Below are 25,676 nucleotides of genomic sequence, written 5' to 3' on the forward strand. Positions count from 1 at the left end.
GGGACAAATATCCCCCAAAGTGGGGATAAGTGTTGTAGGCTTTCGAAGCAGGGAAATTGTGCGCGAGTGTCGCGAGATAGACCTAGCTGCCGGAAGGAATTCATGAGAATTCACGCTCTTCCTCGGAGAACCAGAGCTTCAAGATTGTCAATGTTCACGGTCGTTGCTCTTTCTTTAGTTATGCCTGCCACTTTTCTGATCTCGGATTCGAGTCAAGCGGTCGAACCAATTTCACTCGGCGCAGCTGATGGCTTCGCGATTCTCGCTGGCGGGGCTTTTACCAACGGAGTAGACACCAACGTTCTGGGTAACATTGGGGAGTCCTCGGGCACAGTCACCGGTATCTCTCAGACGGGAAACTCCTACGTCCCCGCTGACGCCGAGTACACCCAAGCTATGACAGGTCTTCAGGCCGCCCACACCGCAGCCGATTCACTGTTCAGTGAAACAACGGCAATCACGGCTAGCCCAACTACCTTTACTCCTGGGTCTTATTATCAGGCGGCCGCACTGGCATATGCAGCAGCTGCAAACCTAACTTTTGACGCCGGCAACGATCCTGACGCGGTGTTCTTGATTCGAACAGACGGCGCTTTATCAATTGGTGCGAACGCAACTGTTACTTATGCAAACGGTGCCTCCGCGGATAATGTTTACTGGCACGTTGCCGGCGCTACAACAATTGCTGCCGACGTCGACTTCGCCGGAACAGTCATAACTAATGGTGCTATTTCCGTTGGGGCGGACTCGACGGTCAGGGGAAGGCTTCTCAGCATTAATGGAGCCGTCGCTGTGGGTGCCAGGAGCAAAATCTTCAGCTATGCCCCACCGGTCATTACCCTGAGCGCTTCGACAATGAATCTTGCCGACGCCGACTCTTACGCGATTCTTGCCGGCGGAGCCCTTACTAACGGGTTAGACACCAACGTCCTAGGTGACATTGGTGAGTCCTCAGGTGCATTCACCAGTGCCACTCAGACGGGAAACTCCTACGTCCCCGCTGACGCCGAGTACACCCAAGCTATGACAGGTCTTCAGGCCGTCCACACCGCAGCCGAGTCAGTCTTTATTACGACAACGGTCATCACGGCTAGCCCAACTACCTTTACTCCTGGGTCTTATTATCAGGCGGCCGCACTGGCATATGCAGCAGCTGCAAACCTAACTTTTGACGCCGGCAACGATCCTGACGCGGTGTTCTTGATTCGAACAGACGGCGCTTTATCAATTGGTGCGAACGCAACTGTTACTTATGCAAACGGTGCCTCCGCGGATAATGTTTACTGGCACGTTGCCGGCGCTACAACAATTGCTGCCGACGTCGACTTCGCCGGAACAGTCATAACTAATGGTGCTATTTCCGTTGGGGCGGACTCGACGGTCAGGGGAAGGCTTCTCAGCATTAATGGAGCCGTCGCTGTGGGTGCCAGGAGCAAAATCTTCAGCTATGCCCCACCGGTCATTACCCTGAGCGCTTCGACAATGAATCTTGCCGACGCCGACTCTTACGCGATTCTTGCCGGCGGAGCCCTTACTAACGGGTTAGACACCAACGTCCTAGGTGACATTGGTGAGTCCTCAGGTGCATTCACCAGTGCCACTCAGACGGGAAACTCCTACGTCCCCGCTGACGCCGAGTACACCCAAGCTATGACAGGTCTTCAGGCCGTCCACACCGCAGCCGAGTCAGTCTTTATTACGACAACGGTCATCACGGCTAGCCCAACTACCTTTACTCCTGGGTCTTATTATCAGGCGGCCGCACTGGCATATGCAGCAGCTGCAAACCTAACTTTTGACGCCGGCAACGATCCTGACGCGGTGTTCTTGATTCGAACAGACGGCGCTTTATCAATTGGTGCGAACGCAACTGTTACTTATGCAAACGGTGCCTCCGCGGATAATGTTTACTGGCACGTTGCCGGCGCTACAACAATTGCTGCCGACGTCGACTTCGCCGGAACAGTCATAACTAATGGTGCTATTTCCGTTGGGGCGGACTCGACGGTCAGGGGAAGGCTTCTCAGCATTAATGGAGCCGTCGCTGTGGGTGCCAGGAGCAAAATCTTCAGCTATGACGCAGTAGCTCGCGCTCAGGCGGCTCAGGCCGCTCGGGATGCTGAGGCTGCCGCCCAGGCCGCTCAGAATGCCGCGTCAGCCGCTGCCGCGCAGGCCTCTCAGAATGCTGCGTCAGCCGCTGCCGCTCAATCGGCTAGGGATGCCTTGGCCGCTGGGAATGCACTCGATATAGCCGCCTTGGCTGCTCTAGAGGCTGCCGATGCCTTGGCTGCTCTAGAGGCTGCCGATGCCTTGGCTGCCCTAGAGGCGGCAGATCTGGCCACCGAGGCGGAGGCCGCGAAGGCTGCTGCGGCGGAGGCCACCGAGGCTGAGGCTACGGCTGCGGCTGCGGCTGCGGCTGCGGCTGCGACCGAGAAGGCTGCTCTAGTTCAGCAGCAGGCAGTGGCCGCTGAGGCCGAAGAAGTGAGGGTCTATGGGCCTAAGTCCGAAATGACCTTCGCTCCCACCCCAAGTTTACTCGAGGCTGAAATAACTCCTCCTCTGGAGAATGTTGTGCTCCAAATCGCTGTGGTCCCTGCAGGGCCAATAGCGGGCGGAGACGCATCGCGTGCAGCTCAGTACTAATCTGGAGCAATGAAGTCAACTCGAGCTCTTTCCTCGGCGCGTGTGAGTCATTTTGCAACGAGATATTGGCAGTGGCTAAGGCGTAAAAGAAAAGTGCTCTTAAAACCTGTGCTCGCAATAGTCCTGCTCGCAAATGTGGCACCCGCTTCTGCCGACAAAAGCTACGTAGCCGAACTTGAAACGCTCACCATCTCAATAAACCGGGTTCAGCTCTCGGGAGCGCTTGTGAGTATCGGATTAGATGAAACCGAATCGCTGGCCCCTCCTGTAGATCCTCATGTTGCCGGGTGGTACGCAGGAGGCTCAAAACCCGGCGGCGTAGGCAGAACGGTCATCGTCGGTGCCGTCGACTTCAGGGGCGACACCGGAGTGTTTTGGGAGCTTAGGCAGGTAACTGTAGGCGACCTAATTGTGATTCGAAGTAAATCCGACGTGGTTCATTCGATAAAAACCTTTTTAGTGACAGAGGTGACGCTTTATCGGAAGTCTGACTTTCCGACCGCACGCCTCTTCTCAAACCTCAGCTACGAGGGAGTTGCCCTTGTAACGGACGGCGGCCCAAATGCAAGTAAAACTGCCTACCTTGGAAACCTGGTCGTTTATGCCCAACTGAAATCGCGGGTCCTGCTTTACTAACGTTTCACCGCAACAATTGCGCTGATCAATCGCGCATTCGAAATTTTTTCCTTCCGCCGGCTCCAGCATCCGCAGCGGCATTTCAGGCAGCGGGGCAACCGCTTTCCGCCACCGGGAGTGCTGCTCCAATGTAAGACCAAAAAATACCCAGACGATTTAGAGGAATCATCCACTGGCCGATTCAGCTACTTACCAGAAGAACCACGGCAGGGCACGCACCCTAGTTAGAGTAGACAAATGACAGATTCCTCATTCGACGTAGTAAGCAAGGTTGACCACCAAGAGGCTGACAACGCCCTAAATCAAGCAGCCAAAGAAGTGGAGCAGCGCTACGACTTTAAAAACACCGATGCCAGCGTTGCCTGGAGCGGAGAAATGATCATGATTAAGGCTAACTCCGAAGAACGTGCCAAGGCTGTTCTAGATGTCCTCCACACCAAGCTAATCAAGCGCGGCATTTCCATGAAGGCGCTTGACTCTGGTGATCCTTTCCCATCTGGCAAGGAGTACCGAATTGAGTCCACGCTCAAGGCTGGGATTGATCAAGAAAATGCCAAGAAGATGACGAAGCTGATTCGCGACGAGGGACCTAAGAACGCCAAAGCCCAAATCCAAGGCGACGAGCTAAGGGTTAGCTCCAAATCTAGGGATGACCTACAAGAAATAATTGCATTGCTAAGAGGTGCGGACTTCCCGCTTGATCTGCAGTTTGTAAATTACCGCTAGTCAAGTTATGACTAGCCCATTGCAAGGTAGCCAGTTCCGCTTCCGGTGATCGAAAAGAAGTTAGCTGCACGCATAAACGCTGCTTCTCCGGGGGCCAGCTGAATCAACTCATCAAGTGAATTAGACAGCGTTATTTCGCCGGCTACACACACCAAAATTGCGGAACCATTGAGCGCCAAATCAACCAGCATGCAGTCACTACTTGGCGCAACTCGGTAAAAACTGAAGTCCTCTACCGGCACCGGATACTCCTCCAGGCCCTGTGACAGCATTTTGGTCTGCACCAGCGGATCCATAACAGGCTCAAATATGAGCAACTGCATTAGCTCCTCAAGATCAATTGGCTTCTTCGTAAGACCCCCACGCAGCACATTATCACTGGCCGCCATGACTTCGACCCCGAGGCCGGACAGGTAACTGTGAATGTTGCCAGCCGGTAAAAATAGCGCTTGACCCGGCTGCAAGGTGACCTGATTCATCAGAACCGACACCAAGAGCCCATTGTCATTTGGAAACTCCAAATCAAGTTCGGCGATCAGCCGAGCCCGATCCTCACCCAGCACATCTTTCGATGCAGCAAGCTGATTGACTTCAGTGTGGCTTGCATCAAAAGCCCACTGAGTAGCGCCCTTGAGCCCCCCGTTATTAAATGCCTGAAGCCAGCCCGAAAAAATCTCGTTGATGTTTGCTAACGAGGTGATGTCCTGGGCAACTTCCAGAATCGGCCTAAAGCCACAAAGTGCTTTGAACTCTGAAACTGCAACGATTAGTTCGGGCTTGTGGTTGCTGTCCTGATAACCGGGCGCACCCAGAGCAAATTGTTCCATCGCTCTTTGTTTCGATGGGTGAGCCTGAATCGACAGCGGCTTGGCAGCCGCCAACAGTTTCACCAAGTAAGGAAGTTCTCCGATTCTCTCCAGCAGGTTGCCACCAATGTGATCATCAACTTCTGAAGGGTCTAATCGATGAGAGCCAAACCAAATCTCGGCTTGCGGCTGACCGTTTGAGTCGATTCGCTTGAGGGCTGGAATCAGTTCAAGCGAGCCCCAAACGTAGGCCTTAGGTTCATTGGTCAACCGAAAGATAGTCACGTTACCAACCTACCTAGCACCATCTTCGGTGGCGATAATTGAGATCGGACCAGTGGCAGGGTAGGCGGCATCGAGCTCGCTACGGCGAGCCCGTTTCACAACACTCGCCGCAATAAAGCCGGACCCGACCGCCATAACAATCGGGAAGAAAAACGCCAAGGACAACCCAATGCCCTCCGACAGTGCACCCATCACAGTTTTGGCCACGATCGATATCACAGCGTTGAAAAGACTTAGGCTGCTAACTGCCCAGGCGGTTGAAACTCCTGGGATGTGGCCGGCGGCCGAATAAAAAGCAGGCGAGACCGGAGCGAGACCTAGGCCGGCTAGACCCCAGAAAATACCGGTGGCTATCAAACCAATTTCGGGATTGACCGCCGCCAACTGACCCGCTGTCAATGCAGAAATTGAAAGAGTAATGGCTGCCAAGAACGCACCGCGGGACGCCATTGTGTGAGGATGCCAGACTCTTGCCAAGCGAGTCATCGACAAACGCCCGACGATCATGCCGGTCATGAAGGCTGCGAATGGGATGGAACGAAGTGCCACGTCGGCATTCAGGACATCTTTGGCAAACACTGCCGCCCAGTCGATAATCGCCACCTCTGGATAGATGCCAAAAAACAGACCGACCGCTAGTAAGCGAAGCTCAGCCGGCATTTGATATATCCTGCGCTTGACACTGTTGGCCTTTTCCTCGAGGTGCCCATCCTCGGTTGGAGACAGCAGCCAACGAAGATTGAATTCGAAAATTATGAGTGTGGCCACTCCGACAATCAGCAAGTAGATTTCTAGGCTGAGGTAAACAGTTCCAAGACCGCCGCTTATGGCAGCCGCGACCGCGCCCAGGCTCCAGCCGGCGTGCATTCTGCCCATGACATTGATGCTGATCTGCTTTTGCAGCATGACCGCAGCGGCATTTACGCTCACGCCCATCAGCGAGATGAAAAAGCCGAAGCTCGCGTTTAGGAAAAACCAAACTAGCGGGTCGTTACTAAAGGCAAGCGTCACCAGGAAAACCAAGGCTCCGTAGTTTGAAAATCTTATAATCGCCCTAGAGCCATATCTCATAATCAATCTCGACGCGAACAAAAGTGGCGTTATTGAACCGATGAGACCGAAGCCAATTATGGTTCCCCAGGTGGCGAATGAGACATCCAGACGAGCAATATATTCCGGCACCCAAGCCACCGAAGATAAGGCTGCGTGACCCATGGCCACGAAGGTTGCCAAGGTGGCGATCTGCGCTTGCCGCAGTCTGGCACCTGGCAGACGGTTCACTTATCTATCCTTTGGAGATTTCGAGTATCTCGTCGCGATCGAACAGCTTCATTCTCTCGCGTCCAAGGGCTTCCCCGATAGCCTTTTCCTTGGAATTAACCTTCAACCACTTAGCCCAGTCCATATAGTCAACATTTCGACTCTCTAAAGTTTCAACAATCTGGTCCTCGCCAGCAAACTCCGGTTGCCACCATCGATCCCGATCTTGGAGGACGTTACCAATAGTTTCAATGGCGTCTGCCTTGGTGTGGCCAATAAGGCCGACTGGTCCGCGCTTTATCCAACCGGTGCAATAAACACCCTGCAGGTTCTTACCATCCTCGCCGATTACCCGACCGGCATCATTGGGTATTACCCCGGATTTAGCATCAAAAGGGATCTTATCGACAGGTGAGCCAAGGTAACCGACCGCCCGATAAATGGATTGGATTGGAAAGCTCGTTTTTTCCCCGGTTGTAACAACGCCTCCGGAGCCGTCAAGTTTGGTTTTTTCGATGGTCAGTGAAGCAACCTTGCCGTCCTGGCCAATAACCTCAACGGGGCTCGCGAAAAAGTGCAGATGGAGCCTACGCTCCTGAGGCTCCTGTGGGTTTTCACGCAACTGCTCAAGGGTTTTCACCATGACTCGAATTTGGTTATTGCCAGCAATGGCATCTTGAGAACCCTGGTCATACTGAAAATCTTCGTCGTAGACGATTGATTGAACACCCTCGATGTGTAGTGCTTCGCGCAGCTCCAGAGGAGAAAACTTAACTTGGGCTGGACCACGGCGACCAAACACGTGCACATCGGTCACTGGTGAGTTCCTAAGGCCTTGGTAGACGTGATCTGGAATGTCTGTAACCAGAAGGTCATCTGGGCGCTTTACAAGCATGCGAGCCACGTCAAGGGCAACGTTTCCATTGCCGATTACTGCTACCTCTTTGGCATTTAGAGGCCAAGTTCTTGCTACATCCGGATGCGCGTCGTACCAGTTGACAAAGTCAGCTGCTCCATAGGACCCATCAAGATCGATGCCCGGTATCGCTAACGCGGCATCCTTGATGGCGCCGGTTGCAAATATGACTGCGTTGTAGTGCTTTTTTAGATCTTCTAGATCTACATCTTGGCCGTATCGGACGTTGCCAAAAAACCTAATGTCGCCGCGATCAAGAACCTCGTGGAGAGCATTTATGATGCCTTTGATTCTCGGGTGATCGGGAGCAACTCCGTAGCGAACGAGCCCGTAGGGGGCAGGAAGGTGATCAAATAAGTCGATCGATACTTCAAAGTCGCGCTCTGCCTTCAAGATCAAGTCTGCCGCGTAGATACCGGCGGGACCTGCGCCAATTATGGCGAGCCGTAGCTTTGACATTACTTATTTTTCCTTCTTCTAATCCTTGTTTTTTTACTGTGTTTTCTAACCCGTGTTTTCTAACCCGTGTTTTCTAACCTGTGTTTTCTAACCCGTGTAACTTAACCCTTGCGCTCGACAACTGCTAATGCAAATGCCTCGAGTGCTGTTCGAACCTTGCCCTTTGGGAGCGGTGCGATAGCGGCTATCGCCGCCTCCGCCCAACGCATGGTCTCTAATTTGGATTCCTCCATGACCGGGTGCTTTCGCAGCCTCACAAGAACCTCCGGAAGCGAAGCGGCATCGAGTCCCAATGAAATATCCGCCAGCAACTTGACTGAATCAGAGTCATCGTGCTTGGCGAGAAGCAGCACAGGAAGCGTTGGAACCCCCGCGAGTAGGTCAGTTCCAGAAACTTTGCCGCTTTGTGACTCGGTGGATTCAATGTCGATGATGTCATCGATTAGCTGGAAAGCAACGCCAATGCTTTGCCCAAATTCTTCGAGTGGCTTTTGAAAAGACGAATCGGCGCCCGAGAGCATGGCGCCAAGCTGCGCGGCCAGAGCAATTAGTGATCCGGTCTTGTCTCTCAACACTTGAATGTAATGATCCACCGGGTCTTCTTGATCAATTGGCCCGATAGTTTCGTGCAGCTGTCCAAGAACCAGTTGCTCAAAAATCTTTGCCTGCAATTGGAGTGCCTCTTGGCCGAGTCCAGACACCAGGTTCGATGCCCGTGCAAATAGCAGATCGCCGGTCAAGATTGCAATGTTATTACCCCAAACAATGTGGGCGGTATCTACGCCTCGTCTGGTAGAAGCCTGGTCCATAACATCGTCGTGATACAAGGTTGCTAAATGAGTGATCTCCATTACGACTGCTGCGTCTAGGACGTCTTCACCGCCAGGGGTTCCAAGGTGTGAGGTTAGAAGAGTCAATACTGGACGCATCCTTTTGCCGCCGGCTCTTGCCAAGTGACTCGTCATCGACTCAACCATTACTTCAGCGTGTGCAGTGGCTTCGATAATCCTTTGCTCCACTTTTGCTAGGTCTGATTCGAGGCTAGAAAGCAAGGCTTTGTCAGTTACCAACTTGAGCTGGCTGGGCAGTGCGATTTTCATTTCTCCCTTATGGCCGAATGAATAGCAACCACGCCGAAACTCAAGTTCTTCCATTGAGTTTTAGAAAAGCCAGCTTTAGTGATGTCCTTAGCTAATTCAGCCTGCTTTGGCCAAGCGACAATTGACTCGGAAAGATAGCTATAGGCGGCAGGGGTTTTGCTAGCCAATCTGCTGACATGAGGCAAAATCAGTGTTAGGTAAGCGCGGTAGAAAACGCCCAGCAGCCCGGGCACGTGCGAGAACTCGCAAATGACCAATCGGCCACCCGGCTTCAGAACCCTCAAGAATTCCCCAAGAGCTTTGTCTCGATCTTGAACGTTTCGTAGGCCAAATGACATTGTGACAACGTCAAATTCATTGTTCTTAAAAGGTAATTTCATTGCATCTGCGAAGACGAACTCAAGTTCTGGATAGCGCTTTTTGCCTTCGGCCAGCATGCCCTTAGAAAAATCAGCGGCTATAACTTCAACCCCCGGTAGCTTTAGCGCCATGGAGCTGGTCCCAGTCCCGGCAGCTATATCTAGAATTTTTTCGCCTGACTGCGGGTCAACTTTTTCAGTTAGTTTCTTGCGCCAACGCTTGGCCTGACCGAAAGACAAAAGATCATTGGTTTTGTCGTAGGCATGGGCAACGTCGTCGAACATCTTCGAAACTTGCTCGGGTGATTTGGATAGGTCGGCTTTAGACACGTCCCTAGTCTAATCGCGAGTGCTGGGGTTACTTTGACTCACGAGGGTATAGGCCACCAGTGATACTGTCCCGAGCATCAACCCCACTACCAGCGGCGTTGTTGCAGAAACATACTTGTCTGCCGGAGTAAGGGTCGTGATTTCAACCTGACTGAAATCCACCGGTTTGCTGTCAAAGGTTCCGACCTGCGTGTCGACCATGGTCGGTGGAACTACATGCTGGACGTGGGAGTCCTCTTCCAGCTTCAAATCGTCGCCTTCAGCCGCGAATCCAGCGACGGCAAAGGGCATTGCTAGCAGAGAAAGCGCGACCACCCTTACTAACACTTCATCACCTGACCTAAACTGAACAATAAGACTAAAGAGGAAATCTATTTCTCGCATTACTGGTTCGCATAATCTCAGTGAACTGTGAGCAAAGGGACCCATGGCTTTGAAGGCACTAATCCGCAAGATAACTGCGTCGGATCAATTAGAGCTAGCCGGTTCCTCGGTGTTTTTGCGTAATGATCAGCAAATTATTGGCACGGGCAGTGCAATCCAAATCGCAGCGAAGGGTAAAAACCGAGTTGCAGAGCTGGCAGCTGGCTGGAAAGAGATACTTGCCACTGCTGAAATAGACAATCAATCAGGCATCAGCAGCGCCGGCCTAATTGCGCTTACCTCAATCACTTTTTCAGAAAACAGCTCCCGAGACAGCGTGCTCTACGTCCCAATGGTTACAAGAGTTCATCGCGGGAACGTTGGCTTCGAAGTGACAATCGAGGGCGCCGAAGCCTTGCCGAAAAATCTGCAGCCGGTGCTTGGGTCGTTTCAAGACGGCAGTTTCAGTGCGGAGGCATTCAAGGCGGCGGTCGGCAAAGCCCTTGAGGCGTTCAGCACAACGACCTTAGAAAAAGTGGTGATCGGCAGAGATTTACTAATGCCGATTGATTCCCGGCCGAACCTGGCGGTTCCGCTAAAAAGACTTCACGAAAGATACCCGGATTGCTGGACATACGCGGTTGGAGATGTCTTCGGAGCATCTCCAGAGCTGCTGCTGCGAGCACAAAACGGCGAGGTGTCAGCCAGAGTGCTTGCCGGAACGGCCGGCCGCGGCACCGACCCGGATGTAGACCGGGCCATCGCCGAGGGCCTCGCCAACTCCCAGAAAAACAGACACGAGCACGAATTCGCTGTCAACTCGATGGTGCAGGCGCTAGAGCCCTTTTGCGATTTTGTTCAGGCAGACTCAGAACCGTTCTCACTCGCCCTACCCGACCTTTGGCACCTTGCCACCGATGTCAAGGGTGAGCTTCGAGATGGAGTGACACTTCTGGATGCTATAGCCAAATTGCATCCAACAGCAGCGGTCGCCGGAACCCCGACTCTATTAGCGGAGGCGCTAATCGATGAGCTGGAGCCTTTTGACAGAGCAGGTTATGCGGGACCGGTTGGTTGGTTGAGTTCAAACGGTGACGGCGAGTTGGCAATAGCCCTTCGCGGCGGAATCATCGAACCGAATCAGATTAGAGCCATCGCAGGTTGCGGAATAGTTACTGAGTCAGACCCCGAAGCAGAGCTTGCCGAAACTGACCTGAAATTTAAAGCAGTGCGCTACGCCTTTGCGGCTGAAAGCTTGTAGTCAATAATCACGAAACCCTCGGCCTTCATGGCCTTTTCGAGCTCCGTTACTGTGTGAACTTCGAAATACTCCCAGTCAAAGGCTTTGGCCAGCGCTTCTATCGATAACTGCTGCGGGGTAATAAACAGCTGTTCAAATAGCTCGCTCGGAATATTCTTTGAAACCTCAAGGCCTCTAAAAATCTCACCACCCGAATCGTTTCCCACAATTAGTTGAACATTCAGATTTCTAAGTCCAGATTTATTTAGCGATCCAACATCGTGAATGAGAGTCAGGTCGCCTATCAGTGCTCGAACGCCGTTTCCGGCCTGAGCAATTCCAATTGCGGTGGCGACGGTGCCGTCGATCCCAGATAGGCCTCGGTTAGCAAAGGTTTTTATTGCGGCAGGCTTGACAGCCCTGTCGGCAACGCGGATCAGGTTTGACGCACCAAATAGCAAAGGTATTGAGCTGGTGGCGTCCCAAACCGCTTGGGCCAATAACGCTCGCTGGTCAGTTGGTGGTTCGAAGTTCTTCCAGCTGGCAATCCAATCGCTATCGGCTCGGCCGCCTGGGATCAGCTGCCAAGCAGTCGCAATAGCATTATTACCGACGTCGAACTTGCCAAACTGTCGCGAATTAGCAACGTAGACATTGCAGCGCTTGATGAGCGCAATGACCGGCCTAGAAAGAGTTGGCTTTCCAAAGATAACTACCCTGCGAACCTGATTCGCCAAATCAGAGCCGAGAGCTTGCACGTAATCAGTGATTGCACTTGAGCCATACCTGGCGCCTGAAGATGGCTCAGCAAAAAGTGGAAGATTCGCCTTTTCAGCAAAGCGGACCGCGTCTGACCCTGCGCCTGCCCCTGCGATAACCACGGTGTGGTTGTCGACTTCAATTTCTAATTCTTCTTGAAAGACAGTCGCTACTGGCAGAGCTTTTGCAGTTAGCTTGGAAAGGACACCAAGAGCACTTGGCTCGCTCGCACTCAACGGCTCAACAAACTGAAGATTCAGCTGGACTGGGCCCGACTGTTTGGATAATCCCAAGCTCTGCGAAATGGCGGTATCGACCAATGTGCTCGTCGAAAGGTTGCTGCCCGGCCTTGGCGCTGGAACATCATGGGAGCCCCGAAGGACATCAGCGAAGATTCCGACTTGATCGGTAGTTTGATTCGCACCGACACCCCTGAGTTCAGCCGGTCGGTCAGCCGTGAGCAAAATAAGTGGAACCCCACTGTGGTGAGCCTCTAAGACCGCAGGGTGCAAATTAGCAACGGCAGTTCCGGAGGTAGTAATTATTACGCTTGGCTCTCCAGTTGCCATTGCCCTTCCCAGCGCTGTGAACGCTAGTGTCCGCTCATCAAGACGAATAGTCAGAGAAAGTTTCCCAGCCTGCGCGAGTTGGCCCGCGGCAATTGCCAGCGCCTGAGATCTTGCACCTGGAGCCAGGTAGAAGTTTTTTACTCCTCTTGAAACAAATTCGGCAATTAGCGATGCGGCAAACTCTTGTGACGGATTGGTCACTTCTTGTCTTTGTCGTCTTGATCTTTATTGCGCATAAATTTTGAAATGTCCCTAAGGAAATTCGGGTCGTCATCGGGGGCAATTACTCGTCCTCGGCCACCCGACGATGGTCCCTGGTTGTTTCGCAACGGTCTTCCTACCATTAGATAAAGAAGTCCACCGAAAAATGGCAGCAAGGCGCAAAGAACGACCCAAGCCCATTTCGGCAATAACCTAACTTCAGACTTGTCTGCACTTGCTGCAAAAACCGTCGTGAAAATAGTCCAGATTATTAAAAATCCCAACGTTCCTATAGCCACTCTCGTCATAACTCCACCCTAGTTCACCAAGCTGAGCCTAAACTGATGAGGTGAAAAACCCTTGGCTCAGCTACACACTAATTCGTCTCAGCTTATTTACAGGCGTATTTCTCGCCCTTCTTGCTTTGCAGTTCAACACATTCTTTGCCGCAATTATTGCCGCGGCGGTCTCTTTTGCAATTTCTCTTGTGTTTTTGGATAGACAGCGGAAAGCCATGAGCCAATCTGTGGCTGAAAAGCTGGCTCGAAATTCATCCGGAACCTACGAGGATAAAGAGAACGACCTCGAGAACGATCTAATGGATTCAGAAGCTGAAGCTGACGAAAAAGATCCCGGCGCCGACCAAGACCCCAAAGCCTAGGCCCGCAAAGCTGGCAAGTTTCAGAGCCGTAATAAGCTCCTTTGCCCCTCTTCCATCGAGTGCAATCAATGTTGCCGGAATAACAAGTAACAGGTTCAGAAGCCCCAAGAGTGTTGCCGGGTAGACCAGGACCAGCATTAGGTTTATCAGAACTGGCATCCAAAGCATCCAGATAAACAACCGGCGAGAATTCTTCTCCCCCAACCTCACGGCAACTGTGATTTTTCCAGATTCCTTGTCAGTCTTTATGTCTCTAATGTTGTTGACCATCAAGACGGCCGATGCGTAGAGGCCATATGCGCCTCCCACTAGAACCGCAAGTGGGTCAAGAAAACCGGTCTGAATAAAATTGGTTCCGACCGTCGCAACGAGGCCAAAAAAAACAAAAACGGCAATCTCGCCGAGGCCCGCGTAGCCATAAGGGTTTTTACCACCGGTGTAGAACCAAGCAGCGACGATTGCAACAAGCCCAATTAAAACCAAAAACCACTGGCCGGTCAGTAACACAACTGCCAGACCAACGAGACCTGCAAAACCAAAGCTTGCAAAGGCGGCTATTTTTACCGATCCCGGTTTCGCCGAACCCGATCCAGTAAGCCTGAGCGGACCAACTCTGTTTTCGTCGGTACCGCGAATACCATCGGAGTAATCGTTCGCGTAATTCACGCCGACCTGCAAAGACAGTGCAACAAGTAGAGCCAGAATCGAAAGAAGTGGGTCAAAAGAATCAAGCGATGCCGCGGTTGCACTTCCGAGAATGATTGGTGCGATGGCTAGCGGGAGCGTTCTGAGCCTGGCGCCCTCAATCCAAAGTTTTACAGTTGACATTTTATAAAGACTAATCTGCCAACAGCGCCCTGGCCGCCTGATAGTCAGGTTTGCCGCTTATCAGCCTCGGTACTTGGCTAACTTTTTGCACCGCAATCGGTTTCGCCGGGCCCAAAAGCATTCCTTGAAGCTTCGACTCATCGAAACCCTTACTCACGGCCAAAACCAGACCGACAGATTGACCCCACTTTGAATCGAGTGCAACCGCAATGACGTCCCAGACACCCTCCTCGGCCGCTACCCTGGCCTCGACATCATCGAGTGAAACCTTTTTGCCACCAGACACTATTACTCGATCCGCTCTACCGATAATCTTCAGGCGCCCGCTTACTATTTCGCCTAAATCGGAACTTAGAAACTTTTCGCCAATCCCGTTTGCAAGTACTGGCCCGGAAACTGCGACCTGACCGTCGATGATTTCAAGATTTACTCCCTCAAGAGCCTGGCCGTCGTAAACGCACCCGCCACTTGTTTCGGCCATTCCGTAGCTTTCAACTAGCTTCACGCCACGACTTTTCAGGGATTCAAGGGTCGCGGGGTTTGGTAGCTGCCCCCCGATCAAAATCGCATCGAAACTTTGAAGCGCGGCGATGATCCCACTGTTTTGAGATTCAAGGTCGATAAGGGCCGCCAATCGATCAAGCTGTGCTGGAACCAATGATGTGTAGCGCTTGCCGCCTCGCATTAGGGAAACCGAGTTTAGAAAACCCTCGGCTGAGAACGGCACTCGGGTGTTTTGGATCACCGGCTGGGTGTCTGCGACGACAGATCTAAAAAGCACGTTTGCCCCCGCAATGTAATTGGCTGGGAGTGCAAGGAGCCATTGACCATGGCCACCGAGGAACTTTGCTGACGCGTTAGCACTTGCGATAAGCGCAGCCAAGGAGATTTCAATTCGCTTTGGTCTACCGGTTGACCCGGATGATTCGACAATCAAGCCGACATCTTCAGAGACCTGAGTTGGAACCGGATCAAAATCAACGCCAATTCCCGTTATCTCCGGAGGTGAAACAAAACCCGCTACCTGACCGTCAACCACTCGAGTCATCATCTTCAGCACCGCAAACGGATCACTCGCGCTAGTAGTAAGGGTGGGCTTCATCAGTAGTGCCAGGGGAAAGAGGACCAATCAGGTTTGCGCTTTTCCAAGAAGGCATTCTTGCCCTCGTTTGCTTCGTCGGTTCCGTAAGCGAGCCTGGTAGCCTCACCAGCAAATAATTGCTGACCAACTAGTCCGTCATCTACGGCATTCATTGCGTACTTGAGCATTCGAATTGCTGTCGGTGACTTTCCAAGGATTTCTTTTGCCCATTCCAGGCCTGCGGTCTCCAGATCAGCATGTGCAACCACCTTGTTTACAACGCCCATTTCATAGGCGCGGTCGGCATCGTAGGTCGCACCCAGAAAAAAGATCTCTCGGGCAAATTTTTGGCCAGTCTGCTTGGCTAAGTAGGCCGACCCATAGCCGGCATCAAAGCTCCCAACATCGGCGTCAGTCTGTTTGAACTTCGCATGTTCCTTGGATGCGATTGAAAGATCTGCAACCACGTTCAAGGAGTGTCCTCCACCGGCTGCCCAACCGCTTACCAGCGCGATTACAACCTTGGGCATGAATCTAATCAGCCGTTGAACTTCCAAAATGTGCAGTCTGCCCGCAGAGCCCTCGGCATACTCATAGCCCGCTTTACCGCGAACCGACTGGTCGCCGCCGGAGCAGAAAGCCCAGCCGCCATCTTTTTGACTCGGGCCATTGCCGGTAAGTAGCACCACTCCAACATTTGCCTGACAGCGCGCGTGATCAAGTGCTCGGTAAAGCTCGTCAACGGTTTGGGGTCTGAAAGCGTTTCTGACCTCGGGCCTAGAAAAACCGACCCGGACAACGCCAAATTGCTTGTGCGCGTGGTAACTGATGTCGGTCAGGTCTTCGAACCCCGGTACTGTCATCCAGATTTCTGGGTCAAACAGCTCTGAAACGGATTTTGTCATAGACCTAGACTAATCCTCGTGGAGAGCATTCAAATAACTCAAGTGTCGGTAGTCAGACTGCCGCTACGCTCTAGGTTTCGAGGAATCGAGTACCGAGAGGCGCTTATTTTTAAAGGCTCCCAGCGCTACAGCGAATTCTCCCCATTTTTAGAATACGGCGATGATGAGGCTTCGACCTGGTTGAAGGCGGCTCTCGAGTTTGCAAATAATCCGCTTCCAATTCCGGTAAGACAGCTGATACCCATAAATGCGACCCTTCCAGCGGTCAGGCCCGATCAGGTTGTCGAAACCCTAAAACCCTTCGGCCAGTTTCGAACCATAAAAATAAAAGTTGCCGAACCCGGCCAGGACCTTGAGCAGGATTTAGCTCGAATAGCCCAAGCCCACAAAAGCTATCCCGATGCGCGTCTCAGACTCGATGCCAACGGAACTTATTCTGTGGCACAAGCAATGAAAATTATTAAGGCAATTGCCCATTTGCCGATTGAATACTTTGAACAACCCGTGGCAACCATCGATGAACTGGTGGAACTCCGCGGGCAAATAGCTACGGCCGAAATCCAAATGAAGATTGCCGCTGATGAGTCAATTCGCAAACAAAGCGACCCCTTACAAGTGGCAGCAGCCGGTGCCGCCGACATAGCGGTTTTGAAGGTCCAACCGCTTGGTGGCATCAAAAGATCGATGGCGATTGCCTCAGAATCGGGCTTGGAAAGTGTCGTTAGCTCGGCCCTAGAAAGCAGCATCGGCATCTCACACGGTCTACACTTAGCGGCCAGCTTGCCAAACCTTCACTACGACTGCGGCCTTGGAACTGCATCACTGATGGCAAAGGACATAACTCGTAATCCCCTGGTTGCAGTAAATGGTCACTTAGGGCTTGACGAACCAGACGTTGATCCCGGCCTGCTTAGTGAGCTAGCGGTTGACAGCGAGCGCAAGATCTGGTGGCAACAACGATTAGATCGCTGCCTGAAGCTTTTATAGGCCCGAGTAGACGTGCAGTCCCTTGAAAAATAGATTAACAATCGTGAAGTTGAAAATCACAGACAAGAAAGCCACCAATCCAAGCCATGCGGCCCGCTTGCCGTTCCAGCCCCTGGTGGCCATTGCGTGCAAGTAACCGGCGTAAAGTACCCAAATAATGAAAGTCCAGACCTCTTTGGTGTCCCAACCCCAGTAGCGGTGCCATGCGCGCTCGGCCCAGACCGCACCCGCAATCAAAGTGAAGCTCCACAGCACGAACCCCACGACATTAAACCGATACGCAATTCGCTCGAGCTGAAGTAGCTCCGGAAAGTGGCTAAATAGTTTCTTTCCGCGACCGGACGCCTTCAACAGGTAAGCGATATGCATCCCGGCTGCAACCGCCAGGAATCCGGTTGCCATAATCGCGACCACTACGTGAATCACCAGCCAGTAACTCTGTAGCGCCGGCATGATTGTTTGGACCTCTACGTAAAACAGCGAGACTGCGGCAAAAACAGTGATGAGAGCAAAGCCCGTAATAAAGGTCGCAATGAAGCGCAGGTCCTTGATCTTTAGAGCGGTTAGGTAAACCAGCAAAATCAAAAAAGCACCGCTGATGGAAAACTCGTACATGTTTGCCCATGGCACTCGGCCAGCGGCGACTCCTCGGAGCACAACCCCAACGCCCAAGATGGCGGTCGAAACCCAAAGGAGAATAAAGCCCGCGCGCTCAGTGGCGGTCATTTTGTCAGCGGCGATTTTCTCGATAACCATCGTTGAGCCACTACTCGCGGCCTTAGCTTCCGAACTGACTGCCTCCACGGTTGAAAGTTTCACTAGCTGAAAGGAAAAAAGCACCAGTGCTAGCGCCAAGAAGGCTAGCGCCGATGAGACAAACAGCAGCGACACCTGCGATAGCGGCTCGTTTAGGACGACTTCGGTCATTTCTTGCTCCCTGATCTAATTTCTTGAACTATTTCTTCTAGCATCTGAGGCAAGTTTGGATCATCTCGCCTTGATAAAGCTGCGAACTCAATTCTGTCACCAGACATCAGTCTCACCCACACTCTTCTTCTAGGAACCATCAGCGACATCGTTAGCGACACCAAGCTCAATGCCGCAAAGAGCAACACCCAGATTCCGCCCGGGTTGTGGGCAACATCCAGTGATGCAAATCGCAATAGACCGTCGAACCTTACGGAACCCAGGCCGTCTGGTAGATCGGCCGACTGTCCGACCTCGAGCTCGATAGCCGCCACTGGCCCGTCACGACCAGCAATCATTTCCATGTTTGTAGTATCCAACGCATATGCATTTCTCGGGATTCCCGAATCCAACCCTAAGTTTCCGGTATAAACGTTCATGGTCATCAGCGGCGCGATTGGGTCGGGGTAAATGGATGTATACGCACCGGTTGTTAGCTTCTCTGCAGTGGGATAGAAAAAGGCAATAATTCCCAGCTGCTCAGGAATAGCGTCTGGTGCCTTGATGACTCCAAGCGAGGTCATGTTTGAATCCTGCGGCAAAAACACAATTGGTCCCTGGTAAGAGATGTTGCCATCGCCGTCAAACACAGTTACGACGGGTGCAAACCCATTGCCGGTCAAATACACGTTCGCCCCGGGGGCCGCCAGCGGATAATTCACTCGAATATCGCTGGCCGTTTGTGTCTGGCCAAAATCTGCAGACACCGAAGCGACGAAATCGATTGGCTGGCCAATGTTTGCCCGATTAGCAAGGTCATACACCACATCGAACTCGTCTAGAGTCAGGCTGAAAGGCTCCAGCTGTCCCTCGTCAAATAGGGCGCCCGGTGAAAATGAATCGTAGCTTGCTAGGTTGTTCACGAATGTGTCGCCCTCGACCAGAACTCGCTGACCGGAGAAGCTAAATCCACCGCCAAAACCAACGGCCAAGAGGACCCCAACCAGCGAGTAGTGAAACACCAAGTTGCCAGTTTCTTTTGCGTACCCCTTCTCGGCGCTGATCGAATCTTGCTTGCGATCAACTCGGAACCCGCGCTTTTTCAGAACCACCATGGCACTCTCAAGAACTGATGAATCCCCAGCCTCGCTCAGATACTCAGGCATCCGCTCTAGATTTTTCGGGGTCAGCACCGGACGAGCTCTCAGGGCTGCAAAGTGAATCTTGGTTCTTGGCATCACGCAGCCAGCCAACGAAACAAAAAGCAAAATATAAATAGCCGAGAACCACACGGATGTGTACACATCAAACAGCTGCAGCTGATCGAGCACAGCTGCAAGCTCCGGCTCATTATCGTAAAACACTTTCACGCCGTTTGGATCCGCACTTCGCTGCGGATAAACGCTGCCTGGCACCGCTGCGACGGCTAGCAAGAGCAGCAGTATTAGCGCGTTGCGCATCGAGGTCAGCTGGCGCCAGAAGAATCGAGGCCAGAACGAAAGCCTAGAGAGGAAGCTGGATACCACTTGTCACCTCCTGAAGCCAATTATTGAAACGCAACCAAAGACCTGTCATAAGCAAAATTCCGACCACAATCAGCATTGCTCCCCCAACTAAGTTGAAGGTTCTGATGTGACGCTTTATGAATCCAACTGAAGTTTTAGCCCAATCAAACCCAGCCGCAATCAAAATAAACGGGATCCCAATTCCTAACGAATAAACGGTGGCTAGGATTCCCCCGCGCAACGGGTCCGCCGTGTCAGAAGCTAGAACCAGAACCGCCGACAAGGTCGGGCCAATACAAGGAGTCCAGCCAAGCGCGAAAACCACGCCGAGAAACGGAGCTCCAGCCAAGCCCATTTTCGGGCTTAGTTTGAGCTTAAAGTTACGCTGCAAGAAACCAAGTTGACCGATCATGGCAAAGCCAAAAACAACGACCATCAAACCCAAAACCACCTGTATCCAAGGGTTTCTAACCAGAACCAACAGACCGGCTGTTCCTGCCAGCACACCGAGCGAGACAAATACCGCGCTAAAGCCCAAAACAAACAGGATCGCCCCAGTCATAACCCGAGTCTTCGTGTTCGCGGAACCTGAGACATAGCCCAGATAACCGGGTACAAGAGGCAAGACGCAAGGAGAAATAAAGGTGACTATCCCTGCCAATAGCGCGACTGGAACCGCAATGAGCATCGACCCGTTCAGTGCAATCTCGCCTGGGTTCACTGATCAACCACCGTTTGAATAAGCGTTCGCAAGATCGAGGCTTCTATTCGACCCAAAATACGAGAGGCAACCTTGCCATCGCGATCAATCACGATTGTTGTCGGCACCGCTTGCGGTGACACGACGCCAGTAAATGCGAGCGAAACCTGTCCGGATTGAGCATCAATCAAAGATGGGTATTCAATTCCAAAGTTTCGATCAAAAGCCAACGCCGTTTCCGCGGTATCGCGCACATTCACGCCGACAAACTGAACGCTGTCTTCAAATTCCACACTTAGCATTGCCAGATCGCCGGCCTCCGCCCGGCATGGAGCGCAGGCCGAATACCACCAGTTCATAACAATGACATTGCCTTCAAAAGCCGAGCTGTCTAAAACTTGACCACTTTCGGTGAGACCGGCAAAAGCTTCAAACCCCGGCCTGGAGCCTAGGGCGAACTCAGTGACTGTTCCATCGCCCGCAATGTAATTTTTATTGTCTCCGGCTCGAAACTGGTCGGCCAGTGGATCGCTTGCACAACCTGCAAGCAGCGTCGCGATTAGCCCAAAGCCAATCGCTGTTCTGAGGATTGTTCTTAGATTCATACTGCACCACCATCGATGGCGTTAGCGGCATGAGCTAGGCCAGGCTCGGCATACGAAACCTCGGTGAGCTTCCCGTTGATAATCTCGAAGCTTGTTACAGAGGATAGAGAGCACCTGCGGGATTTTGGGCTGTGAGGAAGCTCTAATCCGGCGCTTGATCGATAAAGCATCCAAATCGGTAGCTGATGAGAAACAATCACGACATCTCCGCCATCGACTGAATCCCAAGCGTCTAGGGCTGCAGCCTGCATGCGAGCCGCTATTTCGTCGTAGGGCTCACCCCAACTTGGAAGCTTCGGATTTGCAAGATTTAGAATCAGACTCGGGCGCTTCAGAAAGGCCACTGGCGCAAGCTTTATCCCCTTGAACTTGTTCCATGGTTCTATAACTCGCTCGTCTAAATCAACAGCGACATCAAATTGCTTGGCAATTGGAGCAGCTGACTGCTGGGCTCTAATAAGCGGTGAAGAGATAAGTCGCTTGATTTTTCGGCCCTGGGCCAAAAGCGCTTTTGCTGCCGCTTCGGCCATTTCGTGGCCTAAATCGGAAAGCTCGAAGCCCTCAATCCGCTCATACAAAACACCGGAAGGATTAAATACCTCTCCGTGGCGAACTAGATGAAGGCGCGAAGCGGGCATAGCTTCGAGTTTACCCTCGCTAAACTGGGGTTAGTTAGTCCAGACTGCAGATACTCAGAGGATTCTAAATAATGCTAGACCGCACACTCACCAGCGCACTTAGTCAAGGCCAAGACGGCCCCGTCACAATCGGCGGATGGGTTGAAACCCTAAGGGACCAGAAGCGAATCCAGTTCATCATCATTCGCGATGAGTCCGGTAGCGTCCAGGTGACTTACCCGAGACCGGCCGATGAAGATGCACTTGCTGATCAAGTCAGTGCGCTTAGCCACGGCAGCTTTGTAATTATCAAGGGCCAGCTAAAGCACGATGAGCGCGTGAAGCTTGGCGGAGTAGAGATTTTGCTAGAAGAGCTAGAGGTTGTTGGAGCATCATCGGCCGATAGCCCAATTGCGGATGATACCTCAATCGACAAGCGATTGGACTGGCGCTTCCTCGACTACCGCAGACCAGAAGTTGCATTGATGCTAAAAATTCAAACCACCATCGAAAAAAACTGGCGCGAGCACTGGCTTGAAAATGGCTTCGTTGAGATTCACTCCCCGAAGCTAATGGGCCAACCATCTGAATCTCATGCCGAGCTATTCAAGCTTGAGTACTTCGAAACACACGCCTACCTCGCTCAGAGTCCTCAGTTTTATAAGCAGATGTCAATGGCCGCAGGCCTCGGCAAAGTATTTGAAATTGGACCGGTATTCCGTGCCGATCCATCTTTCACCTCACGCCACGCGACCGAGTTTGTCTCGATCGACATGGAAATGAGCTGGATTGATTCTCACGAAGACGTGATGAACTTCCAAGAGCAACTTATGGTCAAGGCAATCCAGGCCGTCAAAGACGAGCACGGAGCCCAAATCGAAGCGCTATACGGCTTCGAAGTAAAGGTCCCGAGCATCCCGTTTCCGAGAATTCCACTGGCAGAAGCTCACTCAATCGTCGAGGGACGCGGCTATAAGGTTCCGCGCCAAGACGGAGACCTAGACCCAGAGGGCGAGCGTCAGATTTCCGCTCACGTGGAAGAGACTCACGACCACGAGTTTGTGTTCCTAACCGACTACCCAAAAAACATTCGCCCGTTTTATCACATGAGGCATGCTGACAACCCGGACCTGACCAAGAGCTATGACTTGATTTGGAAGGGAACCGAAATAACGACCGGAGCTCAGCGAGAGCACCGCGTTGAGGTTCTGACAGAGCAGATCAAGGAAAAAGGGCTAGAACCAGAGGGCCTGAATTCCTACCTTGACTTTTTCCGCTACGGCGTCCCGCCGCACGGTGGTTTTGGCATGGGCCTAACAAGAGTGGTCATGTTGCTCCTAAACCTTTCCAACATCCGCGAGGCTAGCTTCTTGTTCCGCGGTCCAAACCGACTAGAACCTTAGAAAAAGCCCAACGGACCGAATCCAACTAGCTATTCGGATCGTCAAAACCGGGAATTCAATCGAAGCCAGCAGCTACAAAGGCAAGGGCAATTAGTGCTGCCCACAAGATAGTCGCAGCAGTTATTGCAATTGATGCCTTTAGCGGCTTGACGCCGCCAGCCACTGCAACCAGAGCCGCAAACTGAGTACCAATGAACAAGGGTCCGAGGATTGCCAGCCCGTAAATACCCCAGCGGTCAAAGGAACGTTGGGCCTTAATGATTCTGGGCGACTCTTCGGTCTTACCCTTGGCCAGGCGTCTTTTCCGCATTCCACTTCGAAGCTTGCTGGCGCCAAAGGCAAACAAAAAGATTGTTATCGCGTTTCCGGTGACCGCAAACAAAACAGTTAGAGAAGGATTCAGCCCTATCAGAATTCCGGCCGGAACAACACCGATTGCCTCTAGCCAGGGAATGGCTCCCGCAAGAAAGACCCCGAATAATCCGAGCTGTTCTAAGTTCATGCTCTTGCCCTAAATGGCTCTGTGGCTTTTTTCAAGACCCACTCCAGCGGACCCGATGAGAAATACCTCGAATTCAGACGCGCAAGGCCAGCAAGCACCAGCCAAGCACCAAGAGCAATCAACGTGACCAAAGTTAGGTTCAGCATCCCGAACAAACCAAGGCCCCAGGCCGAGAAGACAAACGCGAGAATAACCGACTGGCCGATATAAACACTAAGTGAATGGCGTCCGGCTGCTGCCAGCAAACCAAAGCCGCGCTTGTGACGCTGCATTAGCAACCAAAGTACCCCGACATACCCCGCACTCAAGACAGGAGCGGAGGCGAATGTAACTGTGAACCAGCCAAGTTCTGCTCCAACGGAGTAATTGACCGACTGTTGATTTACAAGTGAGAACCAAGCTGCAATCAGCTGCAGTGGAAGGCCAATAGCAAAACCCCACACCGCAAGCCTCTTCATAGTCAAAGCGTTAGCTCCATCCGCCAGCAATCGCTTTTTGGCCGCCAACACCCCGACTAAGATTGCCGCGAAAGCAAAGGGTGCCTGAAGTGCGAAGCTACCCGGTAGACCGGTGAGCCATAAATCGGAGCGTGCGCCCGCGTTATCCAGAAATGACCCCACTGCCAGCGAGGAGTCAAGCGAACTGGAAGTTGCCGTTTCGCCAAGATCCTCACCCAACATTTCCCCTGCAAATAGCAACAAAGACAGTAGCGAAAGTAGCGCCGCGTTAACAATGTAGACAACTTTAACCGTTAGGCGAATAGCTTTTTCCCTCCGGTAATAAAGGGCTAAAAGCAGAATCGCCAGAATTCCATACATGAACAAAATGTCTCCGTGCCAAAGAAAGACTGCGTGAAGAACACCAAAGAAAATCAAAACCACTGCCCTGGCAAGAAAGCGCCTCACGTTGGCCTTATCGCTCTTGAGGATATAAGCCGCGCTATAGCCAAATAGAAAGGAGAACAGCAAGTAGAACTTACCCAAAGCAAGACTCGTGATGAAAAAAACTGGAACTGAGTTCCAGCCATTGGAGACATCAGCCCCGCCAAGGCCCAGAACTGTGTTTACCGAAAAGAAAGGCGCATTAACAAGCACGATACCAATGAGAGCAAAGCCCCTCAGGGCGTCAGGAAACCCGTCTCTAGTGGTCAAACTAGCGCCTTGAGTTTTCTTAGAACTCGGTCAGCATCGATACGGAAAAATGAAATTTGCTCGTCGTTTAGTAGCAGTACCGGTACCTCTTCGGAGTACTTAGCTAGAAGCTCTGGACTGCGGTCGATGTCAACGGTTTCAACGATGTATGAAGCGCTCGGGTGCTCATCACTAAACCTTGCTATTACCCCGGCCAGTGCGTCCTGGGCTTCATCACATAGGTGGCAACCCTGCCTGGTAATTAGCTCAAGTCTGATTTTTGAGTTCACGCCCAAACACTACTAGAAATGCTTAGGGCAATAGACTGTGGCGGTGGCCGTAAATAAAACAAATAATGAGAAAAAAGTTGCGGCATTCTTTGATGTTGATAACACCTTGGTCCGCGGTGCAACCACCATATTATTTGGCAAAATTGCCTTTCGGGATGGAACCATAAAGCGTCGAGACATCTGGAGATTTGCTTTTGAGCAAATGATGTTTATTCGTCGAGGAGAGAAAAACAACTCCCTGGCTGGATTCAAGGAACGCGCGCTTTCGGTCACCAAGGGGTACTCCCTAAGCTCTCTTGAACCGCTGATGCAAACCGTCTACGAATCCGAAATAAAGCCGAGACTGTGGCCGAAAACAGTTGCCGCTGTGAAGGAGCATCTTGCCCAAGGGCACGAGGTCTGGTTGATAACTGCCGCACCGGTCGAACTTGCAGAGCTAATAGCTAAGGATTTGGGTGCCACCGGAGCGCTTGGAACCGTGGTTGCGAGAAACAACGGAGTGTTGACCGGTGAACTTGTTGGTGAAGCGCTTCATGGGCGAGCAAAACGCAATGCCGCCAAGAAACTAGCCGTTGAGCGTGGGATTAGCCTGAGTAGGTCTTGGGCTTACTCGGACTCGGTAAATGATCTTCCACTTCTGACTCTTGTAAAGCACGCAGTAGCTGTGAATCCTGATAAGGCACTCACAAGATATGCCGAAGCAGCGAACTGGGACATTCTTAGATTCAAAAAGCGAGACCTGAAACGCGGTTAAAACAAAACCCGCCCGAAGGCGGGTTCGTTACTAATACTTACTTCTTATTGCGACGCTGGTGTCGAGTCTTGCGAAGTAGCTTACGGTGCTTCTTCTTCGACATACGCTTGCGGCGCTTCTTTATAACTGAACCCATTAAAACCTCATAAA

28 protein-coding genes are annotated in these 25,676 nt (G+C 52.1%); 8 read left to right on the top strand and 20 right to left on the bottom strand.

What is annotated here, in order from left to right; genetic code table 11:
• The first annotated feature begins 102 nt into the window (after positions 1-102).
• The 3 genes from ABXT50_RS06065 (at position 103) to ABXT50_RS06075 (ending at position 4,005) form a co-directional block, all read left to right on the top strand.
• On the top strand, positions 103-2,643 hold the full coding sequence (locus tag ABXT50_RS06065; RefSeq protein ID WP_415273977.1) for an ice-binding family protein: 2,541 nt from the start codon (positions 103-105) through the stop codon (positions 2,641-2,643).
• 93 nt (positions 2,644-2,736) lie between these two features.
• Positions 2,737-3,279: a class F sortase gene (locus ABXT50_RS06070; protein WP_415273978.1), complete on the top strand. Its 543-nt coding sequence runs from the start codon at positions 2,737-2,739 to the stop codon at positions 3,277-3,279.
• Positions 3,280-3,516: 237 nt separating this feature from the next.
• Complete coding sequence (locus ABXT50_RS06075) at positions 3,517-4,005, top strand: YajQ family cyclic di-GMP-binding protein (protein ID WP_415273979.1); 489 nt, start codon at positions 3,517-3,519, stop codon at positions 4,003-4,005.
• Between the two features lie 11 nt (positions 4,006-4,016).
• Here the strand turns inward: ABXT50_RS06075 and manA are convergent, their stop codons facing one another.
• The 6 genes from manA to ABXT50_RS06105 all read right to left on the bottom strand — a co-directional run bounded on the left by manA (position 4,017) and on the right by ABXT50_RS06105 (position 9,847).
• Positions 4,017-5,096: a mannose-6-phosphate isomerase, class I gene (manA, locus tag ABXT50_RS06080; RefSeq protein ID WP_415273980.1), complete on the bottom strand. Its 1,080-nt coding sequence runs from the start codon at positions 5,094-5,096 to the stop codon at positions 4,017-4,019.
• A 9-nt stretch (positions 5,097-5,105) separates the two neighbouring features.
• Positions 5,106-6,377, bottom strand: coding sequence for an MFS transporter (locus ABXT50_RS06085; protein WP_415273981.1), 1,272 nt, complete (start codon positions 6,375-6,377; stop codon positions 5,106-5,108).
• Positions 6,378-6,381: 4 nt separating this feature from the next.
• The gene (locus ABXT50_RS06090) at positions 6,382-7,731 is read right to left on the bottom strand and encodes an FAD-dependent oxidoreductase (RefSeq protein ID WP_415273982.1); all 1,350 of its coding nucleotides are present in this window, start codon (positions 7,729-7,731) and stop codon (positions 6,382-6,384) included.
• Positions 7,732-7,832: 101 nt separating this feature from the next.
• Positions 7,833-8,831 carry a polyprenyl synthetase family protein gene (locus ABXT50_RS06095; RefSeq protein WP_415273983.1) on the bottom strand — a complete coding sequence of 333 codons (999 nt, stop codon included), beginning with the start codon at positions 8,829-8,831 and terminating at the stop codon, positions 7,833-7,835.
• Positions 8,828-9,520 (bottom strand): bifunctional demethylmenaquinone methyltransferase/2-methoxy-6-polyprenyl-1,4-benzoquinol methylase UbiE, encoded by a 693-nt coding sequence (gene ubiE / locus ABXT50_RS06100; RefSeq protein ID WP_415273984.1) that lies wholly within the window; start codon positions 9,518-9,520, stop codon positions 8,828-8,830. Before ubiE ends, ABXT50_RS06095 begins: the two co-directional genes overlap by 4 nt.
• A gap of 9 nt (positions 9,521-9,529) precedes the next feature.
• A complete protein-coding gene (locus ABXT50_RS06105) occupies positions 9,530-9,847 on the bottom strand; it encodes a hypothetical protein (RefSeq protein ID WP_415273985.1) in 318 nt (105 codons plus the stop codon).
• A 100-nt stretch (positions 9,848-9,947) separates the two neighbouring features.
• On the opposite strand from ABXT50_RS06105, the gene ABXT50_RS06110 reads away from it, so the two are divergent.
• Positions 9,948-11,144, top strand: a complete 1,197-nt coding sequence (locus ABXT50_RS06110; RefSeq protein ID WP_415273986.1) for an isochorismate synthase — start codon at positions 9,948-9,950, stop codon at positions 11,142-11,144.
• On the opposite strand, the gene menD is transcribed toward ABXT50_RS06110, so the two are convergent.
• Entirely contained in the window at positions 11,117-12,652 is a 1,536-nt protein-coding gene (gene menD, locus ABXT50_RS06115; protein WP_415273987.1) for a 2-succinyl-5-enolpyruvyl-6-hydroxy-3-cyclohexene-1-carboxylic-acid synthase, read from the bottom strand. The two genes, ABXT50_RS06110 and menD, sit on opposite strands and share 28 nt — an antisense overlap.
• Positions 12,649-12,936: a PLD nuclease N-terminal domain-containing protein gene (locus tag ABXT50_RS06120; RefSeq protein WP_415273988.1), complete on the bottom strand. Its 288-nt coding sequence runs from the start codon at positions 12,934-12,936 to the stop codon at positions 12,649-12,651. Before ABXT50_RS06120 ends, menD begins: the two co-directional genes overlap by 4 nt.
• Before the next feature lie 65 nt (positions 12,937-13,001).
• On the opposite strand from ABXT50_RS06120, the gene ABXT50_RS06125 reads away from it, so the two are divergent.
• Complete coding sequence (locus tag ABXT50_RS06125; protein ID WP_415273989.1) at positions 13,002-13,313, top strand: DUF4229 domain-containing protein; 312 nt, start codon at positions 13,002-13,004, stop codon at positions 13,311-13,313.
• Here the strand turns inward: ABXT50_RS06125 and ABXT50_RS06130 are convergent.
• The 3 genes from ABXT50_RS06130 to ABXT50_RS06140 are packed head-to-tail and all read right to left on the bottom strand — an operon-like array spanning position 13,257 to position 16,127.
• Positions 13,257-14,141: a 1,4-dihydroxy-2-naphthoate polyprenyltransferase gene (locus ABXT50_RS06130; protein ID WP_415273990.1), complete on the bottom strand. Its 885-nt coding sequence runs from the start codon at positions 14,139-14,141 to the stop codon at positions 13,257-13,259. The two genes, ABXT50_RS06125 and ABXT50_RS06130, sit on opposite strands and share 57 nt — an antisense overlap.
• Positions 14,142-14,151: 10 nt before the next feature.
• On the bottom strand, positions 14,152-15,243 hold the full coding sequence (locus ABXT50_RS06135) for an AMP-binding protein (protein WP_415273991.1): 1,092 nt from the start codon (positions 15,241-15,243) through the stop codon (positions 14,152-14,154).
• Positions 15,243-16,127 (bottom strand): 1,4-dihydroxy-2-naphthoyl-CoA synthase, encoded by an 885-nt coding sequence (locus ABXT50_RS06140; RefSeq protein WP_415273992.1) that lies wholly within the window; start codon positions 16,125-16,127, stop codon positions 15,243-15,245. The genes ABXT50_RS06135 and ABXT50_RS06140 overlap by 1 nt, the downstream gene beginning before the upstream one ends.
• Positions 16,128-16,145: 18 nt before the next feature.
• Here ABXT50_RS06140 and ABXT50_RS06145 point away from each other — a divergent pair, with 18 nt between their 5' ends.
• Entirely contained in the window at positions 16,146-17,114 is a 969-nt protein-coding gene (locus tag ABXT50_RS06145; RefSeq protein WP_415273993.1) for an o-succinylbenzoate synthase, read from the top strand.
• On the opposite strand, the gene ccsB is transcribed toward ABXT50_RS06145, so the two are convergent.
• Genes ccsB through ABXT50_RS06170 form a run of 5 tightly spaced genes read right to left on the bottom strand, consistent with a single transcriptional unit; the run spans position 17,109 to position 21,468 of the window.
• The gene (ccsB, locus tag ABXT50_RS06150; RefSeq protein ID WP_415273994.1) at positions 17,109-18,041 is read right to left on the bottom strand and encodes a c-type cytochrome biogenesis protein CcsB; all 933 of its coding nucleotides are present in this window, start codon (positions 18,039-18,041) and stop codon (positions 17,109-17,111) included. The genes ABXT50_RS06145 and ccsB overlap by 6 nt on opposite strands.
• On the bottom strand, positions 18,038-19,480 hold the full coding sequence (locus ABXT50_RS06155) for a cytochrome c biogenesis protein ResB (RefSeq protein ID WP_415273995.1): 1,443 nt from the start codon (positions 19,478-19,480) through the stop codon (positions 18,038-18,040). Before ABXT50_RS06155 ends, ccsB begins: the two co-directional genes overlap by 4 nt.
• A 43-nt stretch (positions 19,481-19,523) precedes the next feature.
• Positions 19,524-20,246, bottom strand: coding sequence for a cytochrome c biogenesis CcdA family protein (locus tag ABXT50_RS06160; RefSeq protein WP_415273996.1), 723 nt, complete (start codon positions 20,244-20,246; stop codon positions 19,524-19,526).
• Positions 20,243-20,830: a TlpA family protein disulfide reductase gene (locus tag ABXT50_RS06165; RefSeq protein WP_415273997.1), complete on the bottom strand. Its 588-nt coding sequence runs from the start codon at positions 20,828-20,830 to the stop codon at positions 20,243-20,245. The genes ABXT50_RS06160 and ABXT50_RS06165 overlap by 4 nt, the downstream gene beginning before the upstream one ends.
• The gene (locus ABXT50_RS06170; protein ID WP_415273998.1) at positions 20,827-21,468 is read right to left on the bottom strand and encodes a histidine phosphatase family protein; all 642 of its coding nucleotides are present in this window, start codon (positions 21,466-21,468) and stop codon (positions 20,827-20,829) included. The genes ABXT50_RS06165 and ABXT50_RS06170 overlap by 4 nt, the downstream gene beginning before the upstream one ends.
• 71 nt (positions 21,469-21,539) lie before the next feature.
• Here ABXT50_RS06170 and aspS point away from each other — a divergent pair, with 71 nt between their 5' ends.
• Positions 21,540-22,850, top strand: coding sequence for an aspartate--tRNA(Asn) ligase (gene aspS / locus ABXT50_RS06175; RefSeq protein WP_415273999.1), 1,311 nt, complete (start codon positions 21,540-21,542; stop codon positions 22,848-22,850).
• Positions 22,851-22,905: 55 nt separating this feature from the next.
• Here aspS and ABXT50_RS06180 read toward each other — a convergent pair whose 3' ends face one another.
• From ABXT50_RS06180 to ABXT50_RS06190, 3 genes are read right to left on the bottom strand one after another with little or no spacing between them, the layout of a single operon-like run.
• Positions 22,906-23,352, bottom strand: a complete 447-nt coding sequence (locus tag ABXT50_RS06180; protein ID WP_415274000.1) for a small multi-drug export protein — start codon at positions 23,350-23,352, stop codon at positions 22,906-22,908.
• Complete coding sequence (locus ABXT50_RS06185) at positions 23,349-24,503, bottom strand: DUF418 domain-containing protein (protein ID WP_415274001.1); 1,155 nt, start codon at positions 24,501-24,503, stop codon at positions 23,349-23,351. Before ABXT50_RS06185 ends, ABXT50_RS06180 begins: the two co-directional genes overlap by 4 nt.
• Positions 24,500-24,772 carry a glutaredoxin family protein gene (locus ABXT50_RS06190; protein WP_415274002.1) on the bottom strand — a complete coding sequence of 91 codons (273 nt, stop codon included), beginning with the start codon at positions 24,770-24,772 and terminating at the stop codon, positions 24,500-24,502. The genes ABXT50_RS06185 and ABXT50_RS06190 overlap by 4 nt, the downstream gene beginning before the upstream one ends.
• A gap of 43 nt (positions 24,773-24,815) precedes the next feature.
• Here ABXT50_RS06190 and ABXT50_RS06195 point away from each other — a divergent pair, with 43 nt between their 5' ends.
• Entirely contained in the window at positions 24,816-25,526 is a 711-nt protein-coding gene (locus ABXT50_RS06195; RefSeq protein ID WP_415274003.1) for an HAD family hydrolase, read from the top strand.
• A gap of 37 nt (positions 25,527-25,563) precedes the next feature.
• Here ABXT50_RS06195 and ABXT50_RS06200 read toward each other — a convergent pair whose 3' ends face one another.
• Positions 25,564-25,662: a 30S ribosomal protein bS22 gene (locus ABXT50_RS06200; RefSeq protein WP_005504750.1), complete on the bottom strand. Its 99-nt coding sequence runs from the start codon at positions 25,660-25,662 to the stop codon at positions 25,564-25,566.
• Positions 25,663-25,676 lie beyond the last annotated feature (14 nt).

Source organism: Aquiluna sp. Uisw_065 (assembly GCF_047731275.1).
GTDB lineage: Bacteria > Actinomycetota > Actinomycetes > Actinomycetales > Microbacteriaceae > Aquiluna.